This window comes from Arsenophonus sp. ENCA (assembly GCF_002287155.1).
In the GTDB taxonomy this organism is placed as follows: domain Bacteria; phylum Pseudomonadota; class Gammaproteobacteria; order Enterobacterales; family Enterobacteriaceae; genus Arsenophonus; species Arsenophonus nilaparvatae.
In genome coordinates, this window is record NZ_NHNG01000595.1 from 1 (window position 1) to 12239 (window position 12239).

At 34.0% G+C, this 12239-nt stretch carries 14 protein-coding genes; 9 read left to right on the plus strand and 5 right to left on the minus strand.

What is annotated here, in order from left to right:
- Positions 1 to 188 precede the first annotated feature (188 nt).
- Complete coding sequence (gene yihA, locus CBG25_RS15460) at positions 189 to 812, minus strand: ribosome biogenesis GTP-binding protein YihA/YsxC (RefSeq protein ID WP_290607762.1); 624 nt, start codon at positions 810 to 812, stop codon at positions 189 to 191.
- Between the two features lie 283 nt (positions 813 to 1095).
- Here yihA and ppiA point away from each other — a divergent pair, with 283 nt between their 5' ends.
- The 4 genes from ppiA (at position 1096) to CBG25_RS15480 (ending at position 3927) form a co-directional block, all read left to right on the plus strand.
- On the plus strand, positions 1096 to 1662 hold the full coding sequence (ppiA, locus tag CBG25_RS15465; RefSeq protein WP_290607764.1) for a peptidylprolyl isomerase A: 567 nt from the start codon (positions 1096 to 1098) through the stop codon (positions 1660 to 1662).
- A 198-nt stretch (positions 1663 to 1860) separates the two neighbouring features.
- On the plus strand, positions 1861 to 2550 hold the full coding sequence (locus CBG25_RS15470; RefSeq protein WP_290607766.1) for a hypothetical protein: 690 nt from the start codon (positions 1861 to 1863) through the stop codon (positions 2548 to 2550).
- Between the two features lie 209 nt (positions 2551 to 2759).
- Entirely contained in the window at positions 2760 to 3335 is a 576-nt protein-coding gene (locus CBG25_RS15475) for an aminodeoxychorismate synthase component II (protein WP_290607768.1), read from the plus strand.
- 235 nt (positions 3336 to 3570) lie between these two features.
- A complete protein-coding gene (locus tag CBG25_RS15480) occupies positions 3571 to 3927 on the plus strand; it encodes a DUF488 family protein (RefSeq protein ID WP_290607783.1) in 357 nt (118 codons plus the stop codon).
- A gap of 212 nt (positions 3928 to 4139) precedes the next feature.
- On the opposite strand, the gene crp is transcribed toward CBG25_RS15480, so the two are convergent.
- The gene (gene crp / locus CBG25_RS15485) at positions 4140 to 4772 is read right to left on the minus strand and encodes a cAMP-activated global transcriptional regulator CRP (protein ID WP_290607770.1); all 633 of its coding nucleotides are present in this window, start codon (positions 4770 to 4772) and stop codon (positions 4140 to 4142) included.
- Positions 4773 to 5322: 550 nt separating this feature from the next.
- Complete coding sequence (locus tag CBG25_RS15490) at positions 5323 to 6129, minus strand: phosphoribulokinase (protein WP_290607772.1); 807 nt, start codon at positions 6127 to 6129, stop codon at positions 5323 to 5325.
- Positions 6130 to 6312: 183 nt separating this feature from the next.
- Between CBG25_RS15490 and CBG25_RS15495 the strand changes: the two genes are divergently transcribed.
- On the plus strand, positions 6313 to 6621 hold the full coding sequence (locus CBG25_RS15495; protein ID WP_366212793.1) for a hypothetical protein: 309 nt from the start codon (positions 6313 to 6315) through the stop codon (positions 6619 to 6621).
- A 646-nt stretch (positions 6622 to 7267) separates the two neighbouring features.
- Positions 7268 to 7498, plus strand: a complete 231-nt coding sequence (locus CBG25_RS15500) for a DNA polymerase III subunit theta (protein WP_290607785.1) — start codon at positions 7268 to 7270, stop codon at positions 7496 to 7498.
- Positions 7499 to 7558: 60 nt separating this feature from the next.
- Here CBG25_RS15500 and yebF read toward each other — a convergent pair whose 3' ends face one another.
- Both yebF and CBG25_RS15510 read right to left on the minus strand, forming a co-directional pair.
- Positions 7559 to 7930 carry a protein YebF gene (gene yebF, locus CBG25_RS15505; RefSeq protein ID WP_290607786.1) on the minus strand — a complete coding sequence of 124 codons (372 nt, stop codon included), beginning with the start codon at positions 7928 to 7930 and terminating at the stop codon, positions 7559 to 7561.
- Between the two features lie 111 nt (positions 7931 to 8041).
- Positions 8042 to 8212 (minus strand): YoaH family protein, encoded by a 171-nt coding sequence (locus CBG25_RS15510; protein ID WP_290607776.1) that lies wholly within the window; start codon positions 8210 to 8212, stop codon positions 8042 to 8044.
- 124 nt (positions 8213 to 8336) lie between these two features.
- Between CBG25_RS15510 and pabB the strand changes: the two genes are divergently transcribed.
- The 3 genes from pabB (at position 8337) to CBG25_RS15525 (ending at position 11807) form a co-directional block, all read left to right on the plus strand.
- The gene (pabB, locus tag CBG25_RS15515) at positions 8337 to 9698 is read left to right on the plus strand and encodes an aminodeoxychorismate synthase component 1 (RefSeq protein ID WP_290607777.1); all 1362 of its coding nucleotides are present in this window, start codon (positions 8337 to 8339) and stop codon (positions 9696 to 9698) included.
- Complete coding sequence (locus tag CBG25_RS15520; RefSeq protein WP_290607779.1) at positions 9698 to 10273, plus strand: CoA pyrophosphatase; 576 nt, start codon at positions 9698 to 9700, stop codon at positions 10271 to 10273. The genes pabB and CBG25_RS15520 overlap by 1 nt, the downstream gene beginning before the upstream one ends.
- 169 nt (positions 10274 to 10442) lie before the next feature.
- The gene (locus CBG25_RS15525; RefSeq protein ID WP_290607781.1) at positions 10443 to 11807 is read left to right on the plus strand and encodes an L-serine ammonia-lyase; all 1365 of its coding nucleotides are present in this window, start codon (positions 10443 to 10445) and stop codon (positions 11805 to 11807) included.
- Positions 11808 to 12239 lie beyond the last annotated feature (432 nt).

Here is a 12239-nt window from a genome sequence, read left to right on the forward strand (position 1 = left end):
ACTTGTCGATCGTCTGTTGGTGATACTGGTTTGCAAAGAGGTCATTCTTAATGGCGCTGCGTTTCTTCATGGTGGTTAGCTCAGTAGACCAGCTTCCGATAACTTTATCAGCAAAATCAAACTCGGCTTAGGTTTTTCGAGGTGCCCAGTAGTGATAGATAAAGCCCTCTAATTATCCATCATGTAGGCTAATTATGCTCAGAATGGTGCTCATTGAACCATTCATCTAATTTATGTTGTAATTTATCGATACCTATTTTTTTCAATGAAGAAAAGGTTTCAACTTGTATATTACCCGCCACTGTTTTTAATCTACTACGTACTGCTATGATTTGAGCTTTTTGTTTATTGGGTACTAGTTTGTCTGCTTTGGTTAGCAATACCAATATCGGGATATTCATTGCTACAGACCATTCAATCATTTGTATATCCATATCTTTTAATGGATGACGAATGTCCATTAATATTATCAATCCTTTTAAACATGTTCTTTTTTGTAAATATTCACTTAATGCTTGTTGCCATTGGCGTTTAATCGATTCAGGGACTTCTGCATAGCCGTAGCCAGGTAAATCAACCAGCCTAATACCCTCTGCAACTTCGAACAAATTGATTAGCTGTGTTCTGCCAGGTGTTTTACTGGTACGGGCTAGATTTTTTTGTTGGGTAAGTGCATTTAATGCACTGGATTTACCGGCGTTAGAACGTCCAGCGAAGGCAATTTCTATACCATGATCGTTGGGTAAATGGCGAATATCAGGTGCGCTTGTGACAAATTTTGTCTGGTGATAATTATAATTTTTGTTTGTCATCATTGTTTCTCGCTGATTTCGGCTTAAATTAGAGAAATTATACCTTTAAGAGGATAAATTAAGATAGTGATAGCTACATGAAAGATAGATTATTATGTGTTAATGAATTTTATTAAAAATAACATTTTTTACATAAGAAAAAAATATGGAATGTGACAGAATAGATCCTATTATTTAATTAGGTCAATTTAGGCCAGTTATGTATTTTTACTTAGTATAATGACCTGACGGTACTAAATTTTAGCTTACATTTTCATCTAAAATATAATTAAAAGGAACTTGAATGTTAAAACGTTTTTTTGTGCCGCTACTGGTAGCGTATATGGTTAGTATATCTTCATTTGCTGTTGCAGCAGGAGATACTATCGTTAAATTAGTGACTTCGGAAGGTGAGATCGAACTTGAGTTAAATAATAAAGCAGCTCCTATGACAACGAAGAATTTCATTCAGTATGTACAAGCAGGTTACTATCAAAATACTATTTTCCATCGTGTGATCCCAGGTTTTATGATCCAAGGTGGTGGTTTTATTAGTGATTTGCAACCTCAATTAAATATTCGCTCGCCAATCAAAAATGAAGCTGATAATGGGTTACGTAATTTACGTGGAACCATTGCAATGGCGCGTACAACAGCTAAGGATAGTGCTACTAGCCAATTTTTTATCAACATAGCAGATAATGCATTCTTAGATCATGGCCAACGTGATTTTGGTTATGCTGTTTTTGGTAAAGTGATTAAAGGAATGGATGTTGTTGACAAAATTTCGAAAGTAAAAACAAAAGATATTGGTCCTTACCAAAATGTGCCAACTCAAGAAATAAAAATTATTTCTGCCAGTATTGAATAAATTTATCTAATAGCAGAAAATATTTTTCTGCTATTATATTTAACATAATTGCCGATATTTAATTACAATAAGAAAACTAAAATAATTTACCTGTCCTTATCTTGCTATTAATGGCAGGACTTTACTTTATAATAAAAAAAAATTTCCATCAGTTTATTAATTTATATCGTTATCTTGTTGTTAATGGGGAATTATTGTTTGAGTAAGCTATTACCTAGTTGCCAGAAATTAATAGAAAATATTGTTGAACCGAAAATAGAACATAAAAATAATCAATTTTCAGACTTACTGAATATGGCGCCTATGTCTACTTATTTTTTGGATGAAAAAATTGAATATACTCCAGGCAAAATGGTTCGATTTTCTGAAAAAACACAAGCGCTTATTACAAGTTCACCTACATTGAGTCGGGCATTGGAAACATTAGAAATTGATGGTTGGAAATTAGTTGTAGCGCAACGGGGGCAAGGAACCGCTACCGATTTACGACGGAAAACTGTATTTATTTCAAATCGAGTATTGAATCATCCTAATTTAACTATTCAAGCGTTATCCCATGAAATTGGGCATATTTTTTATGCAGCAAAGCCAAATATAAAATCTAAATCAAATTTTGTTTCTCATTTTTTAGCTAGTGAAGGTGCTGCAACGATTAAAAATATTGAGATCCAAAGAGAAATTATTAATCACATGGCAGTGGATATTGGAATTATGGCAAATCCAAGAAATATAGAATGTTATAATGAAGTCTATGATAATTATCTTATTGATAACAAATTTGATAAAGCAACTAAATATATTGGTGAAATTTATCGAAATAACGAAATAACATCAAATAATTTAAAATCTTATGGTCAATATTATAACGAAGTTTATAATAGTTTATAGTAATCCTTTATCATTATTCTCATTTATAATTATTGTGTTTATTTATTAAAATGAAACATTTTGATTGATTTTTGTAAGCCATTTTTTTCTACGGTTATGGTATGATAGCCCACGTTATTGTTATGGTATAATAATCAGTACAATTTGCCTTAATAACAAAGTTCATAATCAAGAAATTATTACTATAAAAATCATTTGGATAGCTAGTTATGCTTTTGATAATTGATAACTATGATTCGTTTACCTATAACCTTTATCAATATCTGTGTGAGTTAGGAGTTGATGTTGTAGTTAAACGTAATGATGCAATAAATATCTCGGAGATAGAAACCTTAGCGCCGACACATTTAGTTATTTCACCGGGTCCATGTACACCTAATGAGGCGGGTGTTTCACTAAATACAATTTCATATTTTGCCGGTAAGATCCCAATTTTGGGGGTTTGTCTTGGTCACCAGGCGATTGGTCAGGCTTTTGGTGCTTCAATTGTCAAAGCGAGAGAAGTAATGCATGGCAAGGTATCTGCAATTCATCATAACCAGCAAGGTATTTTTAAAGGATTAAATCGTCCATTACAAGTTACTCGTTACCATTCTTTGGTGATTGATGCCGGAACTTTACCCGCTACTTTTGAAGTTACTGCCTGGACGCTACATGATGGAAATATTGACGAAATTATGGGTATTCGGCATAAAACACTACCTATTGAGGGCGTTCAATTTCATCCAGAAAGCATCTTGAGTGAGCAAGGACATGAATTATTAAATAATTTTCTAAAGTATTAATTTATTACAAATTAGATCATGTCTGGCTATTTATTTCAATGATAAGTATAACTATCAACGTTGGAAAAATAGGTTTTATTTTGCTTTAAATGTAAATCTCAATAGGGGAAAAGCAGTATATAGAAAGTTATCTATTTAAATATGTTTTTTGTATTTATCATTGATAAAAGACTACTATTAAACATAATAAAAGAAATTTTTGTTAAATTTTTTATTATCAAAAAATGGTACAAAGATGATAATTTGTAAACGTATTTATGCGGATAAAATCGGTAATAATGGCTATCGGGTATTGGTTGATAGGATTTGGCCAAGAGGTATTAAAAAACAAGATCTTCGCTATGATGAATGGAATAAAAATGTTGCTCCATCAAATGATTTAAGAAAATGGTTTCATAAATATCCAGCAAATTTTACTCAATTTAAGCGACTTTATTTTGAAGAATTAGAAAATAATCCTGATAGTTGGCAACATTTATTGCTTAAAGTAAAATCGGACTGTTTGATACTTCTTTTTTCTAGCAAAGACGAAGATCATAATAATGCGGTAGTATTAAAATCGTTTTTGGAGAATAAACTTAATAAGATTTGATTATTATACTCTGACTATTTAGTAAATTTTATGATAGATAGTTCGGTTATTTTTAATTTCAAATATCATATTAAAGTTGTATCATTATTCAGCTATTCGATTTTTTATTACTATTGTAATTATATATTCATAATTCAATTGTATATTAATAACAATAAATAAGTTTATAAAACCAATACACTACATAAAAGTAGGTACTGGTTTATAGAATATTAACGTGTACCGTAAACGACAATGGTTTTACCGTGAGCAGAAATCAGATTTTGATCTTCTAGCATTTTTAGTATACGTCCTACTGTTTCGCGTGAGCATCCTACTATTTGACCTATCTCTTGGCGAGTTATTTTAATTTGCATTCCATCTGGATGCGTCATCGCGTCAGGTTGTTTTGCTAAATTTAATAATGTTTGCGCAATACGGCCTGTAACATCCAAAAAAGCTAGATTACCGACTTTTTCAGACGTTGTTTGTAAGCGTTTAGCCATTTGTGCTGATAATCGCATCAAGATATCTGGATTTACCTGTATTAATTGGAGAAATTTTTTATAAGAGATTTCAGCGACTTCACAGGCGCTTTTAGCTCTAACCCAAGCTGTTCGCTCTTGCCCTTCCTCAAATAATCCAAGCTCACCAATAAAGTCCCCCTGATTCAGATAGGAAAGGATCATCTCTTTTCCTTCTTCATCTTTAATCAAAACAGCAACAGAACCTTTTACAATATAATAAAGTGTTTCTGCTTTTTCGCCCTGATGAATAAGAGTGCTTTTGAATGGATATTTGTGAATATGGCAGTGTGACAAAAACCATTCAAGAGTCGGGTCTGTGTGTGGTTTGCCGAAAACCATTCGCTTAATCCTCTAATGTTATTGCAGCCTAAATATGAAAATACAAATCTTCATAAGGCTGGCTTATCTTATAAAATTCTAACATAGCATACTAACTTGTTTAGTTTGGAAAAGTTAATATTAACTATAGGGTATATTGATTCGGAATTTTTGGTATTGATCTTAACCATACTATAAATGTGCTTTTGCTTTGTAGCATAATAAAAGCATCCTGTCTCTACTGTCTCGATTCAGTCATGTTGTATAGACCAAATAATCCATATTTTAGCAATAAGTTGATTAGTTTTACTGTGTTTATTAATAAGTATGACAAAGTAAATATTACATTTGAAAATTAAACCGAAATAATAATATATTATTTCATAAGTTATCAAATTATAGCAAAAATAAATATTAACATTATAATATAATTACGTTATTAAATAATTAACCAGAAAATATTACCGCGATTATTATGATATACGGAAAAGATAATTTTATGCATAGTTTGAACTTTAAAATGGTTATAAGAATAAAAAATTGATATAAGTAAAAATATAATGCTGTGTTGTTAGCTTATTTTATGGATAATTTTTTTATTAGTGACAAGCTTTTTTACTAATGGGGTCATAATTAACTCCAATGCTAAACCTAGTTTTCCACCTGGAACAACCAATGTGTTCATTGAAGAAATAAATGAATTGTGTAGCATGGATAAAAGATAGGAAAAATCGATCTGGGTCAGACCATTAAATCGGATCACTATAAAACTTTCATCTGGTGAAGGAATCGCTTTAGCGGCAAAGGGGTTAGAGGTATCAACGGTTGGAACACGTTGAAAGTTGATATGGGTGCGAGAAAATTGTGGGGTGATATATTTAATGTAATCTCCCATTGAGCGGATAACTGAATCCATCACAGCTTCTCTTGAATGACCCGGTTCTGATGTGTCACGAATTAGTTTCTGGATCCATTCAAGATTAACAATAGGCACAACACCGACTAACAAATCTACATGTTTAGCGACATTATATTTTGATGTTACAACCCCACCATGTAACCCTTCATAAAATAGTATATTGGTATTTTTAGGTAATGCTTCCCATGGTGTAAAAGTTCCAGGTTGAAGATTGTAAGGGACGGCTTCATCGTAGGTGTGCAAATAGCGTCGGCGTTTTCCTGTCCCTTTTTCGCCATACTCGATTAAACTTTGTTCAAGCAGACCAAAATCATTGGATTCAGGTCCAAAATAACTAATATGACGACTCTGTTCCTTAGCTTTACGAATAGCAACATCCATTTCAGGGCGAGTATAACGATGAAAGCTATCACCTTCAATGGTTGCTGCCGAAAGCTTTAACTGACACGAGTTTCGCACCAATAAAAAAACGCTCTATTTTTAAGTTTAATTCAGCATGATATATAAATAGTCAAAACCTTATAAATCAAATACAACTTATTGTAATTTAAGAAAATTTATGTTTTTTAGTAACTTGCAGATTAATCATTGCTTTTAAGCCATTTTTAGAATTTTATATGCCTGTGCGAAACTCGTGGACTGATTAAACATATCCCGGAGAAACACTTTCGGATGGTGCGGTACTTTGGTTTTCTCGCAAACCGAGTGGTGGGAACATTATTGCTGAAGGTAAAAAAGGCACTGGCTCAGGAAGAGAAAAAACCTGTAAAAGTAGTGACATTTTCCAGCCTCAGCCAAGCACTGCTCAATACGGACCCTTTTAAATGTATTCTGTGTGGCGGGAAAATGGTCTATCAGCGGGTCTTGTATGGGCTGGTAACAAAAAGCCTGTTGCTCAATAGCAAAATTAATTGTGACTTACAAAAAAACCAGCTATTGATGATAAAATAATCAATTTTTGAATTAAAAATAACCTATATAAGATTAAAAAATAACCTATTTTTGTGTTTTTTAGATGTATCTAACTTGTTTTTATTGAAAGCAGTTTTATTTCACTATTGAGCAACAGGCTTAAAGGATCTGGTTGCTAACGCAGTGGAAATAGCGCGAATGCGTTACGTGATGTAATGCAGGGAAGATCTGCCTGAATTCAGCAAATTCGTTCAAAAATCAGTCGATTAGCCAACAAATAATGATCTCACTCCCTCTTGTGCTGAAAAAAACAGCAAATCTTACCGACTGTGATCCCTATTTCATACGGCCTCAGGATCTTTGAAATTCCTAGGCGTGTACTCACGCTGACGGGTTGTAAGGTATTTTCACGAGTTTCGCACCAATAAAAAAACGCTCTATTTTTAAGTTTAATTCAGCATGATATATAAATAGTCAAAACCTTATAAATCAAATACAACTTATTGTAATTTAAGAAAATTTATGTTTTTTAGTAACTTGCAGATTAATCATTGCTTTTAAGCCATTTTTAGAATTTTATATGCCTGTGCGAAACTCGTGTTTTAGAGACTGCGAAACTCGTGACTATGCCTCGTTTACTAAAATTAATGTAGAAATCATATTTGATGGGGTCGAAAATACGAGTATGGGTTACAATCTTGCTGAATTAGCAAAAGAAGAGAGGGAAAAACTAAATCTTGATCTTGCCGCTGCAAGTGTGGCATTTAAAGAAAGATACAATATGCCGGTTATTGCCGATAGAGTTGAAGCAGAGCAAGCGGTACATTTGCGAGAGCTTTTTCGTAAGCGGCTTAAGCTATTTCGCAAAATTTCTCATACTCTGGATCAATTACCTTACGATCCGCGAAAAGGATAATATAAAAATAACCATAAATGTTAATATGCTGACAACTTTTTGCTGTTAATTTATTAATCGCTAATCGTTTTTAATTTGATAAGTAATAGTTTCATTCTGGCAATTAACAATCACCTGATAGCTAACATCTTTTTTCGTACCCCTAACGCTCAAAGGGATTCTATAACCATGTTTGATTGCTGTAATGCTATTATTATTTATCCATGCAACTACATTTGAACCACCAAGTAATTTTTTATCCTTATTCCAGTATGGCAAACGAGTTTGAATAAAATCATTCTTCACTTTTGCGCCAATTTGCTGCGGGTTTAAATTATCACAATTGATGAATTTAGCCGTTCTTCTCTCATTAATTTCAATATCCTGAGCTATTATTGAAAAAGATATTAACGTGGTTAATATCATAGCTAGCAACATAAAAAGCATCTTCATCACTTTCATTTACTCCTAAACATTTTCTTATGAAAAGTAAGTATAATTAGAGGTGTAAAGGCATATCCATCATATCAACAATATGCAATAACATAAAAAATCTTATTTCTCTTATTTATGGTTGTTATCAGTTTGCTTTTTAACCGCATGCTTTGCACGGATCTCCTTAGCGACTAAAGCAATCGCTTCCCCACTACTCATTCCATCAGCCATCAATTGATGAATACGTTCAGCAGCTTCTTGTTGCTCCTGATGATTTAACATTGGCATATCTGAAAACATTTATTTTTCACTCATTTTTTATTTAAACATCATTATCAATATAACATTAGCATAGTTTGACCTATGAAAAACGTTATTTTATGGTAGTATATTCGTTAATAGCCCTTATCGTTGCCTAATAAATATGCGCCTGCAAAAAATTCAATTACCTTATTCATTAGATGCCGCTTTAAATTATTTTAATGCTATCGCCAACCAGCCATGGGCGATGTTATTACATTCGGGTAATGCAAGCCATCCACATAACCGCTTTGATATTGTAGTCGCTGATCCAGTAACCACGTTAGAAACAAGAGACAGTATCACGCAAATTCACCGTGAAAATGAAAAAATCAGCTCAGAACTTGATCCATTTGAGCTATTAAAAAGCGAAATGCAACATTTGAATCTCACTTTCACAGTGAATAGCGAGCTTCCTTTCCAAGGCGGAGCTTTAGGTATATGGGGCTATGATTTAGGCCGGCGAATAGAAATTCTGCCCGAACTTGCTAAGAAAGAATTAAGTTTTCCCGATATGGCGATCGGTGTTTATCTTTGGGCATTAATTGTTGATCACCATAAAAAAATAGTAACTTTGCTCAGTTATCAAAATGTTGAACAACGCTTGTCATGGTTAGAAAACCAAACGAAAATACCAACTGAACAGTTTCAAATGTGTGAACCATGGCAAAGTAACATGTCAAGACAGCAATATCACCATAAAATTAGCCAAATTCATCAATATTTGCGCGATGGTGATTGTTACCAAATTAATTTAGCGCAACGTTTTAAAGCCAAATATCAGGGTAATGAATGGGAAGCGTTTCTTAAACTTAATCAAAATAATCAAGCACCCTTCTCCGCCTTCATTCGTTTAGAACAACATTGCGTGCTCAGTGTATCCCCTGAACGTTTTCTTTGGCTGAACGACAATTCAATTCAAACTCGTCCAATCAAAGGCACATTGCCTAGGCTAACTGATGCCCAAGAAGATCAAAAACAGATAAAACGTTTACAATTATCAACCAAAGATCGCGCTGAAAACGTAATGATAGTTGATTTATTGCGTAATGATATTGGTAAAGTTGCAATACCAGGAACAGTCAGTGTACCAGAACTTTTTGTGGTTGAATCTTTTCCGGCTATTCATCATTTAGTTAGCACTATTGTTGCACAATTGCCTTCTAGCTATCATCCCACTGATCTATTAAAAGCCTGCTTTCCAGGCGGCTCAATTACCGGCGCGCCGAAAATACGTTCAATGGAAATTATTGATGAACTTGAACCTCATCGTCGCCATAGTTACTGCGGAGCAATTGGTTATATCAGTTTCTGCGGTACGATGGATACAAACATCAGCATACGTACCTTATTAACTGAAAATCAAAACCTTTATTGTTGGGCAGGCGGTGGAATTGTGGCAGATAGTACCGCCGAAAAAGAGTATCAAGAGACTTTTGATAAACTGAGTAGAATATTACCCGTATTAGAAAATAATCAATCTTAATGGATATGTTAGATAATTTTATTAACCGATTTCAATTAATATTACCTATCGCCACTGGTACCGCTCAACCTGTTAATACCGATAGCGCAAAAAAAAGTGCCGCTGTACTATTACCCATTATTTGCAAACCTGAACCCACTCTTCTATTTACCAAAAGAACTGATAACTTACGCCTTCATGCTAGTCAGATTTCTTTTCCTGGTGGCGCTCGCGAACCCGATGATCATAATTTAATTGAAACGGCCTTACGTGAATCTTGTGAAGAAATTAATATTTTGCCAAATCAGGTGCAGATCCTTGGAAAAATGCAACCAATAAAAAGCCATAGTGGCTATTTAGTGACACCTATTGTTGGATTGTTATCAGCAAAGGTTTCTTATTACAAAAATCCAGCCGAAGTAGCAGCTATTTTTGAAGTCCCACTGAAACACGCCCTCACCTTAACTCATCATCATTCCATTATGATCAATAATGCAGGTCATAAAAAGCGTCTGTTCTTTTATCACTACAATCAATATCTAATTTGGGGATTAACTGCAACAATTCTCAATAAATTGGCCTTACAACTTGTTTAAAATAGGCAAAAAATAAAAAATCTTTTTATTTTACATTTTATTCACTGCTACTAGTAAATTTCAAAAAAAACGATAAACTGGCAATCCATTATAACACTGTAATATTACAACCATAACATTTAGTCTTAAGTGATTACTTTATCGTTTTTATTTTTCCAGGGGGTTCTTAGTGATCAGTGTTTTCGATATGTTTAAAGTAGGTATTGGCCCATCCAGTTCTCATACCGTTGGTCCAATGAAAGCGGGTAAAGAATTTGTCGATCAATTGGTAGAAAAAAATCTACTTTCCTCGATCACTCGTATCGCTGTTGATATTTATGGTTCCCTTTCATTAACCGGAAAGGGACATCATACTGATATTGCTATTATTATGGGTTTAGCAGGTAATTTGCCAGCAACCGTTGATATTGAATCAATTGCAGATTTTATTGCCAATGTTGAGCAAACTGAACGTTTATCTTTAGCAAATACAAACCATTATGTTGATTTTCCACGCCAAGGCGGGATAAATTTTCATTATAATAATTTACCATTACATGAAAATGGTATGACCATTACCGCTTTCAATAATGATAAGCAAATTTTCAGTAAAACATATTACTCGATAGGTGGCGGCTTCATTGTTGATGCAGAACATTTTGGCCAACAAATATCTACTAATAAAAAAGTACCCTATGCCTATAACTCAGCAGCTGAACTGTTACTTCATTGTAATAAAACCGGTTTATCTGTTTCTAGTCTTATGATGAAAAACGAATTAGCGCTGCATACGAAAGAAGAAATTGACCACTATTTTGCTAATATTTGGCATACCATGCAGGCCTGTATCGATAGAGGGCTTAATACTGAAGGTATTTTACCTGGCCCGCTTCGCGTCCCCCGACGCGCACCGGCATTACATCGCATGCTAACCGTTTCCCAAAAAATATCCAATGACCCAATGGATGTCGTTGATCTAATCAATATGTTTGCATTAGCGGTCAACGAAGAAAATGCCGCCGGTGGTCGTGTCGTAACAGCACCCACCAATGGCGCCTGCGGCATCGTTCCTGCTGTGTTAACTTACTATGATCATTGTATAGAACCTATTACACCGGCCCTTTACAATCGTTACTTTTTAGCTTCAGGGGCAATTGGTATTCTTTACAAAATGAATGCCTCTATATCAGGTGCTGAAGTCGGCTGCCAAGGTGAAGTCGGTGTTGCCTGTTCAATGGCCGCTGCTGGATTAACGGAGTTACTGGGTGGCAATCCTGAACAAGTCTGTATTGCGGCTGAAATTGGTATGGAGCATAATTTAGGTCTTACCTGTGACCCGGTTGCAGGACAAGTTCAAGTCCCTTGCATTGAACGTAATGCAATTGCGTCAGTAAAAGCTATTAATGCGGCAAGAATGGCATTACGTAGAACAAGTGAACCCCGAATTTCTTTAGATAAAGTTATCGAGACCATGTATGAAACAGGTAAAGATATGAATGCTAAATACCGTGAAACTTCTCGCGGAGGTTTAGCTATTAAAGTTCAGTGTGATTGATTTATCACGCATCTTAAAATATATTCCTTATCGTTTATAACCCTTTACATAAAAAGGGTTATTTTTATTTATTACACATTTTCATAGCCAATTAATTAAAAATCTTCCCTGTATTAAAGTACAGTTTATATCTATAGAATTACAAATTAAATTCTATTATTATTTCATACAAGATAATAACAACTATAACAAAATCAACTTGCTTGATAAAATTTATCTTTCTCTAAATATATTTATATGTATTTTAAATTTTCTGATCAGCGGCATATTTTTTCTTATATTTAAGGGCACCTCGAAAAACCTAAGCCGAGTTTGATTTTGCTGATAAAGTTATCGGAAGCTGGTCTACTGAGCTAACCACCATGAAGAAACGCAGCGCCATTAAGAATGACCTCTTTGCAAACCAGTATCACCAACAGACGATCGACAAGT

Excerpts from the sequence above, each read along its gene's own strand:
- CBG25_RS15500 (WP_290607785.1), top strand. The coding sequence starts at position 7,268 with ATGGGTTACAATCTTGCTGAATTAGCAAAAGAAGAGAGGGAAAAACTA.
- ppiA (WP_290607764.1), top strand. The coding sequence starts at position 1,096 with ATGTTAAAACGTTTTTTTGTGCCGCTACTGGTAGCGTATATGGTTAGT.
- pabB (WP_290607777.1), top strand. The coding sequence starts at position 8,337 with ATGCGCCTGCAAAAAATTCAATTACCTTATTCATTAGATGCCGCTTTA.
- yebF (WP_290607786.1), bottom strand. The coding sequence starts at position 7,930 with ATGAAGATGCTTTTTATGTTGCTAGCTATGATATTAACCACGTTAATA.
- yihA (WP_290607762.1), bottom strand. The coding sequence starts at position 812 with ATGACAAACAAAAATTATAATTATCACCAGACAAAATTTGTCACAAGC.
- CBG25_RS15480 (WP_290607783.1), top strand. The coding sequence starts at position 3,571 with ATGATAATTTGTAAACGTATTTATGCGGATAAAATCGGTAATAATGGC.
- crp (WP_290607770.1), bottom strand. The coding sequence starts at position 4,772 with ATGGTTTTCGGCAAACCACACACAGACCCGACTCTTGAATGGTTTTTG.
- CBG25_RS15520 (WP_290607779.1), top strand. The coding sequence starts at position 9,698 with ATGGATATGTTAGATAATTTTATTAACCGATTTCAATTAATATTACCT.
- CBG25_RS15475 (WP_290607768.1), top strand. The coding sequence starts at position 2,760 with ATGCTTTTGATAATTGATAACTATGATTCGTTTACCTATAACCTTTAT.
- CBG25_RS15510 (WP_290607776.1), bottom strand. The coding sequence starts at position 8,212 with ATGTTTTCAGATATGCCAATGTTAAATCATCAGGAGCAACAAGAAGCT.